This is a genomic window from Caballeronia sp. AZ7_KS35, assembly GCF_023631045.1.
Classification (GTDB): Bacteria; Pseudomonadota; Gammaproteobacteria; order Burkholderiales; family Burkholderiaceae; genus Caballeronia; species Caballeronia zhejiangensis.
Map to the genome: position 1 here is coordinate 332599 of NZ_JALQDV010000003.1, position 18670 is coordinate 351268.

Here is an 18670-nt window from a genome sequence, read left to right on the forward strand (position 1 = left end):
AGTTTGCAACAATCCGACGCGGACACCCGACGACAAACCGTCTGACCGACCAAGGCTTACCCGGCGCACCGCCGGGTGCCGCTTCTCGGACCCCACTTTGCCGCCCTCAGCCCAGAGCGGCATTTGTCCCGCGTGCCCATACGCGGGACGCCCCACGGTTCAGGTGACGCGAATCACGCAGCGGCTTTGGCCTGCTGCGGCTCGTCGGCCACCTGGAAGTTCGACATGATTTCGAGCGCACGCACAAGCGCCGAGTGATCCCACGCCTTGCCGCCGTTCGCCGCGCATACGCTGAAAAGCTGCTGCGCACTCGCGGTGTGGGGCAGGGCGAGGCCCATCTTGCGCGCGCCGTCGAGCGCAAGATTTAGGTCCTTCTGATGCAGTTCGATACGGAAGCCCGGATTGAACGTGCGCTTCGTCATGCGCTCGCCGTGCACTTCGAGAATGCGCGACGACGCGAAGCCGCCCATCAGCGCTTTACGCACGCGCTCCGGGTCGGCGCCCGAGCGTGCCGCGAAGAGCAGCGCCTCGCCGACCGCCTCGATGTTCAGCGCGACGATGATCTGATTCGCGACCTTGCAAGTCTGACCCGCGCCGTTGTCGCCAATGAGCGAAATGTTCTTGCCCATCAGTTCGAACAGCGGCTTCGCGATATTGAACGACTTCTCCGGGCCGCCGACCATGATCGTGAGCGTCGCTTCGCGTGCGCCGACTTCGCCGCCGGACACCGGCGCGTCGAGATAGTCGCAGCCGAGCGCGTTGATCTTCTTCGCGAACTCCTGCGTTTCGAGCGGGGCGATCGAGCTCATGTCGATCACGAGCTTGCCCTTCGTGAGACCCTTCGCGACGCCGTCATCGGCGAACAGCACGGCGGCGACATCGGGCGTGTCGGGCACCATCGTGATGACGATTTCGCTCGCCTGTGCGACTTCGGTCGAGTCCGCGACGACCTGCGTCTGCGCGCGGATATCGTCCGGCACCGGAAACTTGCCGTTCACGACGAGCTTGTGGCCGCCCTTGATGAGATTGCGCGCCATGTGCGCGCCCATGATGCCGAGGCCGATGAAACCGATCGTTGCCATACTTCTAGCTCCTCCTATGTGTCTGGTTTAAGCGGTCGCGTGCTGCTTCACGCCGCCGATGTTCTGCAGCCAGCCGAGGCCCGCTTCCGTGCCGTTGAGCGGCTTGTACTCGCAGCCGATCCAGCCTTGATAGCCGATCTCGTCGAGCAGCCCGAACAGGAACGGGTAGTTGATCTCGCCCGTGCCGGGTTCGTTGCGGCCGGGGTTATCGGCGAGCTGGATATGCGCGATCTTCGGCAGGTTCTTCCTGATCGTCGCGGCGAGTTCGCCTTCCATCCGCTGCATGTGATAAATGTCGTACTGCAAGAACAGATTGTCCGAGCCGACGGCCTGGATCACGTCCAGTCCTTCCTTCGAGCGATTCAGCGCGAAGCCCGGAATGTCGTACGCGTTGCACGGCTCGACGAGCAAGCGGATGCCTTCCTTCTTCAGCGCTTCCGCTGCGAAGCGCAAGTTTTCGACGATGGTCGCGCGCGCCTGATCCGCCGATACGCCCGCCGTCGGAATCCCGACGAGACAGTTCAGTTGCGGCACGTTCAGCGCCTTCGCGTATTCGATCGCGCGCGGCACGCCGTCGCGGAATTCCGCGACACGATCCGGCAGACACGCGATGCCGCGCTCGCCCGCTTCCCAGTTGCCGGCAGGCAGGTTGTGCAGCACGATCTGCAGGTCGTTGTCCTTCAGGCGCGTCTGGATGTCGCTGATCGAGAAGGCATAGGGGAACAGGAACTCGACCGCCTTGAAACCCGCGTTCGCGGCCGCGGCGAAGCGGTCGAGAAACGGGACTTCGTTGAACAGCATGGTCAAATTCGCGGCAAATTTCGGCATTGTTCTTTCCTGATGGTCGGTCAGTGGATGCACGCCGCGCGTTCCTGCATGAACGCGCGGCGGCGATGCTTTAGTCGAGCGGCGTAACGGCGGTCGGTGCATCTGCCTTCGTTTCGGCGAGCTCTTCGAACTCGTTGATCGCGTCGATCTCGGTGCCCATCGCGATGTTGGTCACGCGTTCGAGAATCATCTCGACGACGACCGGCACCTGATGCTCCACCGCCAACGCTTGCGCCTGCTTCAGCGCGCCCGCGATGTCTTCCGGCTTGAACACGCGCAGCGCCTTGCAGCCGAGACCCTCGGCGACCGCGACGTGATCGACCCCATAGCCTTCGAGCTCAGGTGCGTTGATGTTGTCGAACGCGAGCTGCACGCAGTAGTCCATGTCGAAGCCGCGCTGCGCCTGACGGATCAGGCCGAGATACGAGTTGTTCACGACGACGTGCACGTACGGCAGCTTGAATTGCGCGCCGACGGCGAGCTCTTCGATCATGAACTGGAAATCGTAGTCGCCCGAGAGCGCGACGATCTTGCGTTGCGGGTCCGCGGCACGCACGCCGAGCGCGGCCGGGATCGTCCAGCCGAGCGGGCCGGCCTGGCCGCAGTTGATCCAGTTGCGCGCCTTGAACACGTGCAGGAACTGCGCGCCGGCGATCTGCGACAGACCGATCGTCGTGACGAAGCAGGTGTCGCGGTCGAACGCGAGGTTCATCTCTTCGTAGACGCGCTGCGGCTTCATCGGCACATTGTCGAAGTGCGTCTTGCGCTGCATCGTGCGCTTGCGCTGCTGGCAGTCCGCGACCCACGCGCCGCGGTCCTTCAGCTTGCCCGCGGCCTTCCATTCCTTCGCCACTTCGACGAACAGTTCGAGCGCCGCCTTCGCATCCGAGACGATGCCGAGATCCGGTCCGAACACGCGGCCGATCTGCGTCGGCTCGATATCCACGTGCACGAACTTACGGCCCTTGGTGTAAACCTCGACGCTGCCCGTGTGGCGGTTCGCCCAGCGATTGCCGATGCCGAGCACGAAATCGGAGGCGAGCATCGTCGCGTTGCCGTAGCGGTGCGACGTCTGCAAGCCGACCATGCCGGCCATCAGCGGATGATCGTCGGGAATCGCGCCCCACGACATGAGCGTCGGAATGACCGGCACGCCGAGCGTTTCCGCGAACTGCACGAGCAGATCTTCCGCCGCCGCGTTCAGCACGCCGCCGCCCGAGACGATCAACGGCTTTTCGGCGTCGTTGAGCATCGTCAGCGCTTTTTCGATCTGCGCGCGCGTCGCTTTCGGCTTGTAGACCGGCAGCGGCTCGTACGTGTCGATGTCGAATTCGATTTCGGCGAGCTGCACGTCGATCGGCAAATCGACGAGCACCGGACCCGGACGGCCCGAGCGCATCAGATGGAAAGCCTGCTGGAACACGCGCGGCACGAGCGCCGGCTCGCGCACGGTGACAGCCCACTTCGTGACGGGCTTGGCGATCGATTCGATATCGACGGCCTGGAAATCTTCCTTGTACAAACGCGCGCGCGGCGCCTGGCCGGTGATCGCGAGAATCGGAATCGAATCGGCCTGGGCGGAGTAGAGGCCGGTGATCATGTCCGTGCCCGCCGGGCCCGACGTGCCGATGCACACGCCGATGTTGCCCGGCGCCGCGCGGGTATAACCTTCGGCCATGTGCGATGCGCCTTCGACGTGACGCGCCAGCACGTGGCTGATGCCGCCCGACTTTTTCATCGCGGAGTAAAACGGGTTGATGGCCGCGCCCGGCACACCGAACGCGGTATCGATTCCTTCCTTTTCCAGCACGAGGACGGCTGCGTCGACGGCTCTCATTTTGGGCATGGTTGTCTCCTTCTGGGGTCTCTATCCGAAATCGCTGTCTGCATTCAAGCAGGGTTCCGTTGCACTTTAAGTCTGTGAAAAAGGTTTGATAAGATCAGCGTCAGTCGCTTTTTTCCAAACAAAAAGTATCGAATGCCCGAGTGATGAGGCATTGGCGGGAGACGCAGATGGACCGCTTCAAGCAGATAGAAACGTTCGTGCGCGTGGCCGAGGCGGGCAGTCTCGCGGCGGCGGCGCTGGAAGAGGGGGTGTCGCCCGTGATTCTGGGACGCCGCATCGACGCGCTCGAAAAGCGCCTCGGCGTGAAGCTGATGTATCGTTCGACGCGACGGCTCGTCGTGAGCGAAGAGGGCGCGGCGTTCCTCGACCGCTGCAAGAACCTGCTCGCGGACTGGGATCAGGCTGAGAACGAACTGGCGGCGGGACGGCGCGCGGTGGGCGGGCATCTGATCGTGTCGGCGCCGGCGGCCTTCGGGCGCATGCACGTCGCGCCGCACGCGCCGCCGTTCCTGCGCGACAAACCGGAATTGCAGATGTCGTTCAATCTGACCGATCGCGTCGTCGATCTGGTGCGCGAGGGCTATGACCTGTCGATTCGCATCGGCGGCGCGGTCGATCCGAATTTCGTCGCGGTCAAGCTCGCGAGCAACCGGCGCGTCGTCTGCGGCACGCCCGCGTACTTCAAGAAGCACGGCCGGCCGAAAACGCTCGAAGACCTGCCGAATCACAATTGCCTCGCGTTCAATCTGCAGGGCGGGCAGAACCGCGGCTGGTATTTCCGCCGCAATGGCAAGGTCGTGACCGTGCGCGTGACCGGCAACCTCGACTGCAACGACGGCGAATTGCTGCATCGCTGGGCTTCGGAAGGGCTCGGGCTCGGCTGGCGCTCGACGTGGGAAATCCAGCGGCAACTGGAATCGGGCGAACTCGAAACCGTGCTCGACGACTTCGAACTTCCCGATTACGACATCCTCGCGGTCTATCCGCAGCAGCGCTACGTGCCTGCGCGCGTGCGCTACTTTATTGATTATCTTAAGGAAATCTACGCGCAACCCGGATATTGGAGCCGTCGGCTGACGCTTCCCGGCGAACCGCAGCGCGAGCACGCGCGCGGCCGCTAACTGCTTGAAAAGGCGTTCGAATTTGCATTTGCGCGAGCGCGCACGAAAAGCTATAATCTTTGGCTTCTCACTTGCCGCACCGGTCCGACGCCCGGGTGGCTTTCATCCAAAAGTCAGCACAAGGAGTGAATATGCGTCATTACGAAATCGTCTTTATCGTGCACCCCGATCAAAGCGAGCAGGTGCCCGCGATGATCGAGCGCTACAAGAGCACGATCACGTCGCACGGTGGTCAGATCCACCGCATCGAGGACTGGGGCCGTCGCCAACTGGCCTACATGATCGAGAAACTCGCGAAGGCTCACTACGTCTGCATGAACATCGAATGCGATCAGGCTACGCTCGAAGAGCTGGAGCACGCATTCAAGTTCAACGACGCCGTTCTGCGTCACCTTATCGTCAAGATGAAGAAGGCTGAAACCAGCCCGTCGCCGATGATGAAGGAAGTGCAGCGCGAAGAAGCCAAGAAGGCGGCCAGCCAGCCGTCCGAAGCGCAGGCTTAAGGCGAATCTTTCGCCACAGCCACCAAGGTTTAAGTGAACCGGCTGCAACTGACAGCGAGCGTCGTGGAACGCGAACCGGTGCGGTACACGCCCGCCGGCATCCCGATCGCAAGCTGCACGTTGCAACACGCGGCAGAAGTCGTCGAGGCGGGCATCGCCCGGAAAGTCGAACTGACTCTGCAGGCGGTCGCGGCCGGCGAAGCGAGCGGCAAACTGGAAAGCTGTCCGATGGGCGTCGAAACACGCTTCACGGGCTTTCTGGCGAAGAGAAGCCGTAACGCGCGAACCTTGGTGTTTCACATCACAGAATTGCAGGACATTGGAAAGGACTAATCATGCCCCGCCCGACTGGTAAGAAATTCGACAAGCGTCGTCAGCAACAAAACCCGCTCTTCAAGCGCAAGAAGTTCTGCCGTTTCACGGCAGCCGGTGTCGAGTACATCGACTACAAGGACACGGAAACGCTGAAGGACTTCATCGGCGAAAACGGCAAGATCACGCCGGCTCGTCTGACTGGCACGAAGGCGCACTATCAGCGCCAGCTCGACACGGCAATCAAGCGCGCGCGTTTCCTCGCGCTCCTGCCGTACACCGACCTGCACAAGGCCTAAATCAGACGACGCACTAAGGAAAGCCAAAAATGCAAATCATTCTTTTGGAAAAGGTCGTCAACCTGGGCAACCTCGGCGATATCGTCAAGGTCAAGGACGGCTACGCACGTAACTTCCTGATCCCCGGCAAGAAGGCACGCCGCGCGACCAAGGACGCAATCGCCGAATTCGAAGTTCGCCGCGCGGACCTCGAAAAGGTCGCCGCTGAAAAGCTGGCAGCCGCACAAGCTCAGGGCGAAAAGCTGAACGGCTTCACGGTTCAGATCGCCCAGAAGGCTGGCGTCGACGGCCGTCTGTTCGGTTCGGTCACGAATGCGGACATCGCTGACGCGCTGAAGAAGCAAGGCTTCGCGGAAGTGGAAAAGGCGCAAGTGCGTCTGCCGCAAGGCCCGATCAAGATGGTCGGCGACCATCCGGTTCAAGTGGCGCTGCACACGGACGTCCTCGTCGACGTCAACGTGTCGGTGCTCGGCGAGCACGCGTAAGTTTCAGGCGAGGCCTCGCGTCTCGCAACGCACGAAAGAAAGGCAGGAACCGTCGAGGTTCCTGCCTTTTTTATTTGTCTGAGCGTTGTTCCTACGCGCTGAATTCATCGATAATTCCACCCCATGAACGCACCGTCCAAAGACCCGCAACTCGACGCGCTGAAGGTCCCGCCGCACTCGATCGAAGCCGAGCAATCCGTGATCGGCGGCCTGCTGCTGGACAACGCCGCATGGGACCGCATCGCCGATGTGATGCATCAGGGCGATTTCTATCGCTACGACCATCGCATCATTTATGAGCATATCGGCAAGCTGATTGCTTCGACGCGTCCGGCGGACGTCATCACCGTCTACGAAGCGCTCACGATGGCCGGCAAGGCCGAGGAAGTGGGCGGGCTCGCGTATCTGAACGCGCTCGCGCAGAACACGCCGAGCGCGGCGAATATCCGCCGTTACGCGGAGATCGTGCGCGATCGTGCGGTGCTGCGCCGTCTGGTTTCCGTCGCCGATGAAATCTCCGCCGATGCGTTCAATCCGCAAGGCAAGGAAGTCCGCCAGATTCTCGACGAAGCCGAAGCGCGCGTGTTCTCGATCGCCGAAGAGGGCGCGCGCGGCACGCAGGGTTTTCTGGAGATCGGACCGCTCTTGACGCAAGTCGTCGAGCGCATCGACACGCTCTATCACACAGCCAATCCAAGCGATGTGACCGGCACGCCGACAGGCTTCGTCGACCTCGACCGCATGACGTCGGGCATGCACGGCGGCGAGCTGATCATCGTGGCGGGCCGCCCGTCGATGGGTAAGACGGCCTTTTCGATGAATATCGGCGAATACGTGGCCGTGGAATACGGCTTGCCCGTCGCCGTGTTCTCGATGGAAATGCCGGGCACGCAGCTCACCATGCGTATGCTCGGCTCGGTCGGCCGGCTGGACCAGCATCGCATGCGCACCGGGCGTCTCACCGACGAAGACTGGCCGAAGCTCACGCACGCCGTCCAGAAAATGAGCGAGGCGCAACTTTTCATCGACGAAACCGGCGGCCTGAATCCGATGGAACTGCGCTCGCGCGCGCGGCGTCTGTCGCGGCAGTGCGGCAAGCTCGGCCTCATCATCGTCGATTACTTGCAGCTCATGTCCGGCTCGGGCGGCGGCGAAAACCGCGCGACCGAAATCTCCGAGATATCGCGTTCGCTGAAGAGCCTCGCGAAGGAACTCGACGTGCCGGTCATCGCGCTGTCGCAGTTGAATCGCGGTCTCGAGCAGCGTCCGAACAAGCGGCCGATCATGTCGGACCTGCGCGAATCGGGCGCTATCGAACAGGACGCGGACGTGATCCTCTTCATCTATCGTGACGAAGTCTACAATCCCGACAGCCCCGACAAGGGCACGGCGGAAATCATCATCGGCAAGCAGCGTAACGGTCCGATCGGGCCGGTTCGCCTGACCTTCCACGGCCAATACACGAAGTTCGACAACTTCGCGGGCGCACAAAACTTCTACGGCGGCGAATAGGCCAGTTACCGCAACCGCTGTCAAGCCCGGGGCAATAGCGGCCGCGCGTCAGATGCGCGCGGTGCGTCGGGTAGTGCACACAGGTACAATATGTCAGTTTGATGTCTGACTCAGATTGACCCATTTATCGGGATTTTCATGTTCGGTCGTTTCATGCCCACCGAGGGCAAATTTTTCGAGATTTTCAACGCGCATGCGAAGTGCATGGTCGATGCGAGCCGCGAGCTTGAACTGCTGATCGACAACCTCGACGAAGCCGAGGTTCACAAGCAGAACGTGCAGGCGAACGAGAAGCGCGCCGACAAGCTCACGCACGAAACCATCGACCTGTTGCACAAGACGTTCATCACGCCGCTCGACCGCGACGAAATCCACAAGCTCATCACGACGATGGACGACATCCTCGACCTGATGGAGGACGTGGCCACCGCTATTTCCCTGTACGACGTGCGTTTCGTGACGTCGGAGGCGAGCCAGCTCGCGCATATCTGCACGAGCACGGTCACGCGCGTGCAGCAGGCCGTCGAATTGCTGGCGGACATGAAGCGCGCGAGCGAAATCCTGAAGATCTGCGAGGAAATCGACCGGCTCGAGTCGGACGCGGACCGCGTATTGCGCTCGGCGATGTCGAAGCTCTTCCGCGAGGAAGACGACGTCAAGACGCTCATCAAGCTGAAGGCGATCTACGAACTGCTCGAGACGATTACCGACAAGTGCGAAGACGTCGCGAACATCATCGAAGGCATCGTGCTGGAAAACGCCTGATCATGCCGCCCGAGCCCGCGGCGCATCACGCAACGCGGGCAACGACGACACAATCCCGCGCCGTCTTCGAGCGCCGGTAAAAACAACACCAACCGATGCATTCGATTCAACTCGCCATCTGGGCAGTCGCCTTGCTCGTCATAGTCGCACTCGCGTTCGACTTCATGAACGGCTTTCACGACGCCGCCAACTCCATCGCCACGGTCGTTTCGACCGGCGTATTGAAGCCGCAGCAGGCGGTCGCCTTCGCCGCGGCGTTCAACGTCATCGCGTATTTCATCTTTCACCTCAAGGTCGCCGCAACCGTCGGAAAGGGCACGATCGATCCCGAAATCGTCGATCATTACGTCATTTTCGGCGCGCTCGTCGGCGCGATAGGCTGGAACATCGTCACCTGGATCTACGGCATTCCATCGAGTTCGTCGCACGCACTGATCGGCGGCCTCGTCGGCGCGGCGCTCGCCAAATCCGGCTGGGGGTCGCTCAACTGGGACGGGCTGCTCAAGACCGTCGCATTCATCTTCATCTCGCCGCTGCTCGGCTTCGTGCTCGGCTCGTTCTTCATGCTGCTCGTGTCGTGGCTGTATTTCCGCACGCCGCCTTCGAAGGTCGACCGGCGTTTCCGCCGCATGCAGCTCGTTTCGGCTGGCCTGTATTCGCTCGGCCATGGTGGCAACGATGCGCAAAAAACCATCGGCATCATCTGGATGTTGCTGATCGCGACCGGCTACGCCTCCGCAACAGCCGAAGCGCCGCCCGTCTGGGTAATCGGCCTGTGCTACCTGTCGATGGGTCTCGGCACGCTCTTCGGCGGCTGGCGCATCGTGCGGACCATGGGTCAGAAGATCACGAAGCTGAAGCCGGTCGGCGGATTCTGCGCGGAGACGGGCGGGGCGATCACGCTCTTCGTCGCGTCGTTCCTCGGCATTCCCGTATCGACGACCCATACGATCACCGGCGCGATCGTCGGCGTCGGCGCGACGCAGAAATTCAGCGCGGTGCGTTGGGGCGTCGCGGGCAATATCGTGTGGGCGTGGATTCTGACCATTCCCGCGTCCGCCGCGCTCGCGGCGGCCGGCTGGTGGATCGGCCACCGCTTCCTTTGATTCGTTCCGCCTGCGGGCTCTCATCGGGCCCGCAGCGCGTCAGATGATCGGCGACGACACTCCGTCCATCGGAATGATTGCGCCCGACACGTAACTCGCGCGGCGGCTCGCCAGAAAGAGCGCAACGTCGGCGATTTCCTCCGGCTTCGCATAGCGTCCGAGCGGCACTTTCGCCTGACTGTCGGCGAGCACCTGATCGCGCGTCACGCCTTGCCGCTTCGCCTCCAGATCGAGCGCTTCCTCGACGCGTTCCGTGAGCGTCGCGCCCGGATTGATCGCGTTGATGCGGATGCCGAGCTTCGCGTAGTGATGCGCGAGCCCGACGGTGTTGAGCATCAGCGCCGCATTGGCCGCGCCGCCTGCGATGTGGATGTCCGTCGCGATCTTGCCGCCCATTCCCACGATGTTGACGATCGCGCCAGGCTCGGCTTTCGGATCGTTACGCAGGCGCTCCGCCATGCGCTTGAGAACGACCTGCTGCGGATAGACATAGGAGAAGTATTTGGCGTCCATCGCCGCTCTGTAGGCCGCGGCGTCGAGCGTGTCCGGATCGTAGCGGCGCGCGGCGCCGGCGCTGTTGATAAGAATGTCGATCGGCCCGAGCGCGGTGCTCGCTTCCTCGACGACATCCTCGGCGCTGTGGGCCTCGTGCAGGTCGGCGCGCGCGAGATGCACGTGATACCCGTCGCTCGCGAGTTGCTCCCGGGCGCGGGCCAGATTCGCAGCGTCGCGCGAAACAATCGCGACCTTCGCGCCTTCGCTCGCGAACGCTCTGGCGCATGCAAATCCGATCCCCTTGCTGCCGCCCGTAATCAGGACAACCTTGCCCGCGAGTCCCAGGTCCATGGTGTTGCGCTCCGTCGACGAATGATCGGAACACGATAGCAGAGACGCGCAGCGCGCGTCAGTTCGTGCCAGTGGCGAAGCGGGCGATGGGATCGTCGTTCTGTGCGGGGCGGGGTGCGGCGAGCGAGCCGGTGGAGGCGCGCATCACGCGCACGGGCGGCTCGGCGGAATCGTAGGGATCGGCAGCGGCTTGTGCGGAGCGCGCCTGCTGACGCGCGGCGGTCGATGTCGGCGGCGGCGGTTCGAAGGCGTCGGCGGCGGCCTGAATCGGATCCGATGAAGCGTTGATCGTCGCGACGCCAGGCGTCGTAGCGCTCGCGGCGCGAGCCTGGCGTTGCGCCGCGTTGAGCGTCGAGGGCGGTGGCTCGAAAGCGTCGGCGGATGACGGAGCAGGCGCTTGCACGGGCGCAGGCGACGCGATGTAAGTCGGCGCATCGAACGGGGTAGGCGCGGTCTTCGGCGGCGCGACGCGGCGAATGCCGTCGAATCGTTTCGCCCAGTACGGGTTCGTCAGATAGTCGAGGCGCACCGTGCCGCCCGTCGATGGCGCATTCACGAAGCGCAGCTTGCCGACATAGATGCCCACGTGCGAATGCGGCCGTCCGGTCGTGTTGAAGAAGATCAGATCGCCCGGCGCGATCTCGTCGGGTTCGACCGATTCGCCGCGCGAGCTCATGTCGGCGGTCGTACGCGGCAGATTCACGGACGCCGCGCGGTCGACGACATACCGCACGAGCCCGCTGCAATCGAAGCCCGCATCGGGCGTGTTGCCGCCCCAGCGATACGGCACGCCGACGAGCGACATCGCCTGAATGGAGATTTCCTCGCGCCCGACACTGTGATCGACGAACTTCGGAAAACCGGGCGGCGGACTATAAGTGCGGTTGGCGCTCGTGCTGGCCGCAGGCTTGCGTGCCGTCTGCTGCGGCGCGGATCCACACGCGGCGAGCATGACGGTAACAAGTAGCGGCAGGCAGATTCGACGCATTGCAAAAGGCGAGCGGCAACCCGCCAGGAAGGACAGTGTGCCGATACTAATCCGCCGCACGGCCGTGCGGCAAGATGTCTTGAGGATTTACATGAAGTCTGTGCCGTAAGTGTTGCAAGTGCGGAACGTTAGGACGAAAGGAAACGGCCCGGCAGGATCGCTCCGCCGGGCCGTTTCATCGCGTTGAAAGCCGCGCGCTTACAGAATGTCGGACGCGTAATCGGCGAGGCGCGAACGCTCGCCGCGCGCGAGGGTCACATGACCGCTGTGCGTCCAGCCTTTGAAGCGATCGACGACATACGTGAGACCCGAACTGCCTTCGGTCAGGTACGGCGTGTCGATCTGCGCGATGTTGCCGAGGCACACGATCTTCGTGCCGGGGCCCGCGCGCGTGACGAGCGTTTTCATCTGCTTCGGCGTGAGATTCTGCGCCTCGTCGATGATCACGTACTTGTCGACGAACGTGCGTCCGCGCATGAAGTTCATGCTCTTCACCTTGAGACGCGAACGGATGAGCTCCTGCGTCGCGGCGCGGCCCCATTCGCCGGCGGCGTCATCGGTCTTCTGGAGGACTTCGAGGTTGTCGTCGAATGCGCCCATCCACGGCTGCATCTTCTCTTCCTCGGTGCCGGGCAGAAAGCCGATGTCCTCGCCGACCGGAACCGTCGCACGCGTCACGATGATCTCGTTGTAGCGCTTGTCGTCGAGCACTTGCGCAAGGCCCGCGGCGAGCGCCATCAGCGTCTTGCCGGTGCCGGCCTGACCCAGCAGCGTGACGAAATCGACTTCCGGGTTCATCAGCAGATTCAGCGCGAAGTTCTGCTCGCGGTTGCGCGCAGTGATGCCCCACACGTTGTTCTTGTGATGACCGTAGTCCCGCAGCGTCTGCAGGAGCGCGGTCTTGCCGTTGAGCTCGCGCACGACCGCATGGAACGACGGCTCGCCGTTCTGCGGCTCGAGATAGACGAACTCGTTGACGAGCATCGAAGGGCACAGCGGCCCGGTCACGCGGTAATACGTGGTGCCGGTCTTGGTGTCCTGCCAGCTCTCCATGCCCTTCGCGTGCTTGGTCCAGAAGTCCTGCGGCAGTGCGCGCACGCCGGAGTAGAGCAGATCCTTGTCTTCGAGAACCTGATCGTTGAAGTAGTCTTCGGCAGGCAGACCGAGCGCGTGCGCCTTGATGCGCATGTTGATGTCTTTCGACACCAGCACGACCTGGCGATCCGGCCGCTCCTTCTGCAGCGCGCGCACGACGCCCAGAATCTGGTTGTCCGCCTTGCCGACGGGCAGGCCTTCGACCGGCTCGATGTCCGTGAGCGTCGTCTGGAAGTAGAGGCGGCCGAGCGCGTCGCGATTGCCTTGCGCAGCGAGCGGAAGCCCTTCGGCCATCTTGCTGGCGTTGCCCGCGTGCGCGACGAGCGCATCGAGCGTCCGGCTCACCTGACGCGCGTTGCGCGCCACTTCCGACATGCCCTTCTTGTGGTTGTCGAGTTCTTCCAACGTCATCATCGGCAGATAGACGTCGTGTTCCTCGAAGCGGAAGAGCGAACTCGGGTCGTGCATCAGCACGTTGGTGTCGAGCACGAAGAGCTTGCGCAATTCGGCTTCGGCAGCCGTGCCCTTGCGACGTTTGTTCTGCGCGCGCGTATCGCGCGTCGTGGCCGAGACAGGTGCTTCGGTCGCGACGGGCGTTTCGGCGCGCTCCGTGCGCGCTTCGACTGCATCCGGCGTGGCGCGGGCGCCGGGCGTCGGCTGCAGGAGCGCGGCGGTCTGCTTCGATTTTCGGCCGCGCGTAGGGACGGTGCCCGGTGCGGGCGGCGGCACGACGGCTTCGACGTGCGGCTCGGCCGGAATCTGGGTCAGCACTTCGTTCGCGATCGAGCGCAGCGTGTGCGCGGCATTCGTGGCGGGACGCTCGGCGGCGACGGTCTCGACCGCGCCATAGGCGTCGTCATCGCTCGCCGCGGCTTGTTTTTTCGACTGCTTCGAAGGCCGGGCTTTGGCCTTGTATTCTTCAGCCGGAAGGAGATGGCCGAGCTTGGCCGGGGCGGTAGGCAAAGGCATGATGTTCCCTCGAAAGGAATCGGGTCGTGTATCGTGCGCCGCCTGTCGCATCCTGCTCGTACGCCCTCGAAGCGATACGAATCCTGCAGTTTGCGCCCGGAGGCGCGCTTCGTTGTCGAAATCGCCGGTTCGCCTAAGTTTCGATCTGCTCCTTGGAGGTTGCGTGCAACACGCCGCGCCCGAGCCGATGAAGCGTGGCTTTCGTGCGACGCCAAATGAAAAAGCCGCCGTTCCGACTACCGGAACCAGCGGCTGACTTCAGCTTCAGAGCGCCTTTCCCTTGCCGGATCCACATAGCCCGGGTCCATGCCCACCGTACCCACGGGCACACGGCGGCTTGCACTGGAACGAAGGAAATGGGGAAGGCAGGCGCTCATTGCGAACCAATATAACGTGCCTCAAATCGCTTGTACAGCCTCGACGATCGCCTCTACGTGGCCCGGCACCTTGACACCGCGAAACTCGCGTCGCAGCACGCCGTTTGCGTCGACGAGGAAGGTCGAGCGCTCCACGCCGCGCACTTCCTTGCCATACATCTTCTTCATCTTGATGACATCGAAGAGCGTGCAGATCGCTTCGTCAGCGTCCGAAACCAGCGTGTAAGGCAGCTCGAGCTTCGCCTTGAAGTTGTCGTGCGATTTCACGCTGTCGCGCGAGATGCCGATCACTTCCGCGCCGGCCGCCTTGAACTGATCGTAGTGGTCGCGAAATTGCAGGCTTTCGGTGGTGCAGCCGGGCGTGTTGTCCTTCGGATAGAAGAAGAGCACGACCTTTCTGCCGCGCAAGGAGGACAGGGTGAACTCGCCACCCGTCGCGGGTGCGGTGAAGTCGGGAACGGGCTGGTCGACTGCAACTGACACGTAGGTTTCTCCGGTTGTTCTGGTTTATCGGTGAGAAAAGCGAGGCGGGGAGAAAGCGGCCACGCGCCGCTTCAGCCCGGCTGGACGATCAGTTCGCCCGCGCGGCCCGGAATCTCGCCCCACGTCACAGGGTACGTGGGCAGCGACGCGCGGTCCAGCGCCGCATGGTAATCGCCCATCGTGGCAAAGCTGTGTCCCTGCGCGCGCCAGCCGGCGAGCAGCTGCTCGAACACCGGCGCGAGCTTCTGGCCTTCGAGTTCGGCGTGCAGCGTGAACACCTGATCGTGCGGATTGTTCGCCGTATGACGCAGCACGTGCGCCGCGACATTGCTTTCGTCGACGCCGTCGACGCCGAGCACTTCGTCGAGCGTCGGCAGCGTGGTCGGCATCTGGATGTGATTCAGCGTGCGGCCGTCGAGCACGGGAATATACGGCGTGTGGCCGCGCCCGTCGGATGCGTAGCGCATGCCCCACGCGTCGATCTGCTCGAACGCGTAGCCGTTCATCTGCCAGCCGGCGGCGCCGTGCGTGACGGGCGGTGCGCCGAAAATCTCGATGAAGCGCGCGTGGCTCTGCTGCATCTGCGCGACGGTCCAGTCGCGATCACGCCCGCGCACGTTGTCCTGCCAGTAGACGTGATCCCACGTATGGATGCCGCATTCGAAGCCGGCCTCGTGGATCGCACGCATTTCCGACACCGCTTCGCGGCCGATATCCGGCCCCGGCAGCAGCACGCCGTACATGAGCGTCTTCACGCCGTAATGCTCGACCACCGACGTGCGCGACACCTTCTTCAGAAAGCCGGGCCGGAAGACCCGCCGCAGCGCCCAGCCGGTGTGATCCGGGCCGAGACTGAAGAGGAACGTCGCGCGGGCGCTGTACTTGTCGAGGAGCCGCCCGAGGTTCGGCACGCCTTCGCGCGTGCCGCGCAGCGTATCGACGTCGATTTTCAGAACGATGCGAGCCACGCGCGCGCCTTACGCCTGTTCCACCAGCTTGCGGGCCTCGCCCACGTGGCCGCGGTACGCTTCGAAGATCTTGCGCAGCGCGTCGTCCATCGACGCTTGCGGCGCCCAGCCGAGTTCCTGCATCGTGTTGTCGATCTTCGGCACGCGGTTCTGCACGTCCTGATAGCCGTTGCCGTAGTACGCGCCCGACGACGTCTCGACCAGTTGCACCTGCTTCGCGCTGTCCGAGTACTCGGGGAATTCGTTTGCGAGCGCGAGCATCTTGTTCGCGAGTTCGCGGACCGAGAAGTTGTTCGTCGGATTGCCGATGTTGTAGATCTTGCCCGACGCCACGCCGCCCTTGTTTTCGATGATCTTCATCAGCGCGCCGATGCCGTCGTCGATGTCGGTGAACGCGCGTTTTTGCGCGCCGCCGTCGACGAGACTGATGTTCTCGCCGCGCACGATATGCCCGAGGAACTGCGTCACGACGCGCGACGAACCTTCCTTCGGCGTGTAGATCGAGTCGAGGCCCGGGCCGATCCAGTTGAACGGACGGAAGAGGGTGAAGTTGAGACCCTCCATGCCGTAGCCCCAGATCACGCGGTCCATGAGCTGCTTCGAGCACGCGTAGATCCAGCGCGGCTTGTTGATCGGGCCGTAGGAAAGCACGGAGTTTTCCGGATCGAACTGCTCGTCGGTGCACATGCCGTACACCTCGGACGTCGACGGAAACACCAGATGCTTGCCGTACTTCACGGCCGAACGCACGATCGGCAGATTCGCCTCGAAGTCGAGCTCGAACACGCGCAGCGGCTGCTTCACGTACGTGGCGGGCGTGGCGATCGCGACGAGCGGCAGGATCACGTCGCACTTCTTCACGTGATACTCGACCCACTCCTTGTTGATCGTGATGTCGCCCTCGAAGAAATGCATCCGCTCGTGATTCGCGAGGTCGCCCAGGCGATCGGTTTGCATGTCCATCCCGAAGACTTCCCAGTCGGTGGTTTCGAGGATGCGCTTGGACAGGTGATGGCCGATGAAGCCATTGACACCCAGGATCAGAACTTTTTTCATGAATGACGAGAGGATTGAATGATTCGGCCGAATTCGGAAGGATCGACGGTGCGTTCTTCGCCCGACGGTTGCGCGTCGGCGTTCAGGGGCCGGTGACGCAATTCGTGGATGGCGATGACGCGGCCATCGCCGCAGACGCCAAACAGCGCATTATCCGCCACGGTCAGGCCCGGGGGCAAACCCCGCAGCTCACGGAGTCTTTCGGGTGAAACGCCCGGCGCGCCCGTTTCGGGCACGAGCCGCGCCCGCGCGACGATGAAACGATCGGCGCCGATATCCGTGAACGCGCCCGGATACGGCGGTGCGACCGCGCGGATCAGGTTGTAGACACGCTGCGCCGGCTGCGACCAGTCGATGCGGCCGTCTTCCGGCTTGCGTCCGCCGTAATAGCTGCCCGCCGCGAGATCGTTCGGCAGATGCGGCGCTTCGCCGGCGAGCAAGGCGGGCAGCACGCGCCAGAGCGTCTGTTCGGCGGCAACGACGGTCTTGTCGAAGACTTGCGCTGCTGTGTCGTCGGGCAGGATGGGCACCGGCGTTTGCGCGAGGATCGCGCCTGCATCGGGTTTCGCGAGCATTTCATGCAGCGTCGCGCCGGCCTCGGTTTCGCCGTTGATGACGGCCCAGTTCGTCGGCACGCGGCCGCGATACTTGGGCAGAAGCGAGCCGTGCATGTTGTACGCGCCGCGCTTTGCGAGCGAAAGCAGCGAGACGGGCAGCATGTGCCGGTAGTAGAACGAGAAGATGAAGTCCGGCGCGATTTTCTCCACCGCGCCGAAAAGCTCGGGCGACTTTGGATCGGCAGGCGTGATCGTGTCGATGCCGTGTTCCGCCGCGACCTGCGCGACGCTGCCGAACCAGATGTTCTCGCTTGCGCTGTCTTCGTGCGTGACGACGAGCGCAACATCGACGCCGCGCGCGAGCAGCACCTGCAGACAGCGCACGCCGACGTTGTGATACGCGAAGACGACTGCGCGCGGCTTCATCGGTCGTCTTCCTCGCGCGTGACGGCGACCACTTGCTGCACGGCGTCCTGCAACGGCTTGGCGGCGACCGATACGCCGTCGCGCTGTTCGAGAATCGTCTGCACGAGATAGCGCGGCCGCGCGCGCACCTGCTGATAGATGCGCCCGATGTACTCGCCGAGCAGCCCGAGCGCGAAGATGATGACGCCGAGCATGAAGAACGTGATGGCGAAGAGGGTGAACACACCCTGGACTTCCGCGCCGAACATGAAGCGGCGAATCAACAGCAGCAGGAACAGGCCCGCCGAGCCGACCGACAGAATCACGCCGATGAACGACAGCCATTGCAGCGGCACGACCGAAAAGCCGGTAACGAGATCGAAGTTCAGGCGGATGAGGCTATAGAGCGAATACTTCGACTCGCCCGCGAACCGCTCCTCGTGTGCGACATCGACTTCGATCGGGTTTTGCGCGAAGGTGTACGCGAGCGCCGGAATGAACGTGTTGATCTCGCCGCAGCGATTGATCGTATCAATGATATGGCGGCTGTACGCGCGCAGCATGCAGCCCTGGTCCGTCATCTTGATCTTTGTGATGCGCTCGCGCAGGCGGTTCATCGCGCGCGACGCCTTCTTGCGCCACAGGCTGTCCTGCCGCTGCTGGCGAATCGTGCCGACGTAATCGTAGCCCTCGCGCATCTTCGCGACGAGCTTGCCGATTTCCTCGGGCGGATTCTGCAGGTCGGCATCGAGCGTGACGACGATCTCGCCGCGCGACTGTTCGAAGCCCGCGAGGATCGCCATGTGCTGGCCGTAATTGCCGTTGAGCAGAATGACGCGCGTGGTGTCGGGCCGCACGTGGAACTGCTGCGCGAGCAGCGCGGCCGACTTGTCGCGGCTGCCGTCGTTGATGAAGATCACCTCGTACGACGTGCCGAGCGCATCGAGCGCCGGATAGAGGCGCTGGAAAAGCGCGGCGAGGCCGTCCGCTTCGTTGTACACCGGGATGATCACCGAAAGCTCGGGGGACGTCGCCGGAAAATCGAAATGACTCATGTTGCGCTGATT

19 protein-coding genes are annotated in these 18670 nt (G+C 63.1%); 8 read left to right on the plus strand and 11 right to left on the minus strand.

The window, feature by feature from the left end; translation table 11 throughout:
- Positions 1-173 precede the first annotated feature (173 nt).
- The 3 genes from NCT05_RS07740 to gcl all read right to left on the minus strand — a co-directional run bounded on the left by NCT05_RS07740 (position 174) and on the right by gcl (position 3756).
- A complete protein-coding gene (locus tag NCT05_RS07740; RefSeq protein WP_175980099.1) occupies positions 174-1082 on the minus strand; it encodes a 2-hydroxy-3-oxopropionate reductase in 909 nt (302 codons plus the stop codon).
- A 27-nt stretch (positions 1083-1109) separates the two neighbouring features.
- Complete coding sequence (hyi, locus tag NCT05_RS07745; RefSeq protein WP_034473676.1) at positions 1110-1910, minus strand: hydroxypyruvate isomerase; 801 nt, start codon at positions 1908-1910, stop codon at positions 1110-1112.
- A 70-nt stretch (positions 1911-1980) separates the two neighbouring features.
- On the minus strand, positions 1981-3756 hold the full coding sequence (gene gcl, locus NCT05_RS07750) for a glyoxylate carboligase (RefSeq protein ID WP_175980101.1): 1776 nt from the start codon (positions 3754-3756) through the stop codon (positions 1981-1983).
- Positions 3757-3923: 167 nt separating this feature from the next.
- On the opposite strand from gcl, the gene NCT05_RS07755 reads away from it, so the two are divergent.
- From NCT05_RS07755 to NCT05_RS07790, 8 genes are all read left to right on the plus strand, one after another.
- Positions 3924-4877, plus strand: a complete 954-nt coding sequence (locus NCT05_RS07755) for a LysR family transcriptional regulator (protein ID WP_008349850.1) — start codon at positions 3924-3926, stop codon at positions 4875-4877.
- A 131-nt stretch (positions 4878-5008) separates the two neighbouring features.
- Positions 5009-5380: a 30S ribosomal protein S6 gene (gene rpsF, locus NCT05_RS07760; protein WP_008349848.1), complete on the plus strand. Its 372-nt coding sequence runs from the start codon at positions 5009-5011 to the stop codon at positions 5378-5380.
- Positions 5381-5413: 33 nt separating this feature from the next.
- Complete coding sequence (gene priB, locus NCT05_RS07765) at positions 5414-5713, plus strand: primosomal replication protein N (protein WP_175980102.1); 300 nt, start codon at positions 5414-5416, stop codon at positions 5711-5713.
- Positions 5714-5715: 2 nt separating this feature from the next.
- Entirely contained in the window at positions 5716-5991 is a 276-nt protein-coding gene (rpsR, locus tag NCT05_RS07770; RefSeq protein ID WP_007000150.1) for a 30S ribosomal protein S18, read from the plus strand.
- A gap of 29 nt (positions 5992-6020) precedes the next feature.
- Positions 6021-6476, plus strand: a complete 456-nt coding sequence (gene rplI / locus NCT05_RS07775) for a 50S ribosomal protein L9 (RefSeq protein ID WP_175980103.1) — start codon at positions 6021-6023, stop codon at positions 6474-6476.
- Positions 6477-6599: 123 nt separating this feature from the next.
- The gene (locus NCT05_RS07780) at positions 6600-7988 is read left to right on the plus strand and encodes a replicative DNA helicase (RefSeq protein ID WP_008349838.1); all 1389 of its coding nucleotides are present in this window, start codon (positions 6600-6602) and stop codon (positions 7986-7988) included.
- Between the two features lie 138 nt (positions 7989-8126).
- On the plus strand, positions 8127-8753 hold the full coding sequence (locus NCT05_RS07785; RefSeq protein WP_008349836.1) for a DUF47 domain-containing protein: 627 nt from the start codon (positions 8127-8129) through the stop codon (positions 8751-8753).
- A gap of 95 nt (positions 8754-8848) precedes the next feature.
- Positions 8849-9859, plus strand: a complete 1011-nt coding sequence (locus NCT05_RS07790) for an inorganic phosphate transporter (RefSeq protein ID WP_008349834.1) — start codon at positions 8849-8851, stop codon at positions 9857-9859.
- Between the two features lie 39 nt (positions 9860-9898).
- Here NCT05_RS07790 and NCT05_RS07795 read toward each other — a convergent pair whose 3' ends face one another.
- From NCT05_RS07795 to NCT05_RS07830, 8 genes are all read right to left on the minus strand, one after another.
- Entirely contained in the window at positions 9899-10705 is an 807-nt protein-coding gene (locus NCT05_RS07795) for an SDR family oxidoreductase (RefSeq protein WP_175980104.1), read from the minus strand.
- 58 nt (positions 10706-10763) lie between these two features.
- Positions 10764-11693 (minus strand): C40 family peptidase, encoded by a 930-nt coding sequence (locus NCT05_RS07800; RefSeq protein WP_033536115.1) that lies wholly within the window; start codon positions 11691-11693, stop codon positions 10764-10766.
- 198 nt (positions 11694-11891) lie between these two features.
- On the minus strand, positions 11892-13757 hold the full coding sequence (locus tag NCT05_RS07805) for a PhoH family protein (RefSeq protein ID WP_250480494.1): 1866 nt from the start codon (positions 13755-13757) through the stop codon (positions 11892-11894).
- 398 nt (positions 13758-14155) lie between these two features.
- Positions 14156-14617: a peroxiredoxin gene (locus NCT05_RS07810; RefSeq protein ID WP_008349827.1), complete on the minus strand. Its 462-nt coding sequence runs from the start codon at positions 14615-14617 to the stop codon at positions 14156-14158.
- Between the two features lie 71 nt (positions 14618-14688).
- Positions 14689-15585: a polysaccharide deacetylase family protein gene (locus tag NCT05_RS07815; protein WP_250502008.1), complete on the minus strand. Its 897-nt coding sequence runs from the start codon at positions 15583-15585 to the stop codon at positions 14689-14691.
- Between the two features lie 9 nt (positions 15586-15594).
- A complete protein-coding gene (locus tag NCT05_RS07820) occupies positions 15595-16641 on the minus strand; it encodes a bifunctional UDP-4-keto-pentose/UDP-xylose synthase (protein WP_008349823.1) in 1047 nt (348 codons plus the stop codon).
- Positions 16638-17624 (minus strand): formyltransferase, encoded by a 987-nt coding sequence (locus tag NCT05_RS07825; protein WP_250459683.1) that lies wholly within the window; start codon positions 17622-17624, stop codon positions 16638-16640. Before NCT05_RS07825 ends, NCT05_RS07820 begins: the two co-directional genes overlap by 4 nt.
- Positions 17621-18658, minus strand: coding sequence for a glycosyltransferase (locus tag NCT05_RS07830; RefSeq protein WP_008349819.1), 1038 nt, complete (start codon positions 18656-18658; stop codon positions 17621-17623). Before NCT05_RS07830 ends, NCT05_RS07825 begins: the two co-directional genes overlap by 4 nt.
- Positions 18659-18670 lie beyond the last annotated feature (12 nt).

Excerpts from the sequence above, each read along its gene's own strand:
- NCT05_RS07755 (WP_008349850.1), top strand. The coding sequence starts at position 3,924 with ATGGACCGCTTCAAGCAGATAGAAACGTTCGTGCGCGTGGCCGAGGCG.
- NCT05_RS07785 (WP_008349836.1), top strand. The coding sequence starts at position 8,127 with ATGTTCGGTCGTTTCATGCCCACCGAGGGCAAATTTTTCGAGATTTTC.
- NCT05_RS07790 (WP_008349834.1), top strand. The coding sequence starts at position 8,849 with ATGCATTCGATTCAACTCGCCATCTGGGCAGTCGCCTTGCTCGTCATA.
- NCT05_RS07795 (WP_175980104.1), bottom strand. The coding sequence starts at position 10,705 with ATGGACCTGGGACTCGCGGGCAAGGTTGTCCTGATTACGGGCGGCAGC.
- NCT05_RS07780 (WP_008349838.1), top strand. The coding sequence starts at position 6,600 with ATGAACGCACCGTCCAAAGACCCGCAACTCGACGCGCTGAAGGTCCCG.
- NCT05_RS07825 (WP_250459683.1), bottom strand. The coding sequence starts at position 17,624 with ATGAAGCCGCGCGCAGTCGTCTTCGCGTATCACAACGTCGGCGTGCGC.
- NCT05_RS07800 (WP_033536115.1), bottom strand. The coding sequence starts at position 11,693 with ATGCGTCGAATCTGCCTGCCGCTACTTGTTACCGTCATGCTCGCCGCG.
- gcl (WP_175980101.1), bottom strand. The coding sequence starts at position 3,756 with ATGCCCAAAATGAGAGCCGTCGACGCAGCCGTCCTCGTGCTGGAAAAG.
- NCT05_RS07830 (WP_008349819.1), bottom strand. The coding sequence starts at position 18,658 with ATGAGTCATTTCGATTTTCCGGCGACGTCCCCCGAGCTTTCGGTGATC.
- rplI (WP_175980103.1), top strand. The coding sequence starts at position 6,021 with ATGCAAATCATTCTTTTGGAAAAGGTCGTCAACCTGGGCAACCTCGGC.
- NCT05_RS07805 (WP_250480494.1), bottom strand. The coding sequence starts at position 13,757 with ATGCCTTTGCCTACCGCCCCGGCCAAGCTCGGCCATCTCCTTCCGGCT.
- NCT05_RS07740 (WP_175980099.1), bottom strand. The coding sequence starts at position 1,082 with ATGGCAACGATCGGTTTCATCGGCCTCGGCATCATGGGCGCGCACATG.
- rpsF (WP_008349848.1), top strand. The coding sequence starts at position 5,009 with ATGCGTCATTACGAAATCGTCTTTATCGTGCACCCCGATCAAAGCGAG.
- hyi (WP_034473676.1), bottom strand. The coding sequence starts at position 1,910 with ATGCCGAAATTTGCCGCGAATTTGACCATGCTGTTCAACGAAGTCCCG.
- NCT05_RS07820 (WP_008349823.1), bottom strand. The coding sequence starts at position 16,641 with ATGAAAAAAGTTCTGATCCTGGGTGTCAATGGCTTCATCGGCCATCAC.
- rpsR (WP_007000150.1), top strand. The coding sequence starts at position 5,716 with ATGCCCCGCCCGACTGGTAAGAAATTCGACAAGCGTCGTCAGCAACAA.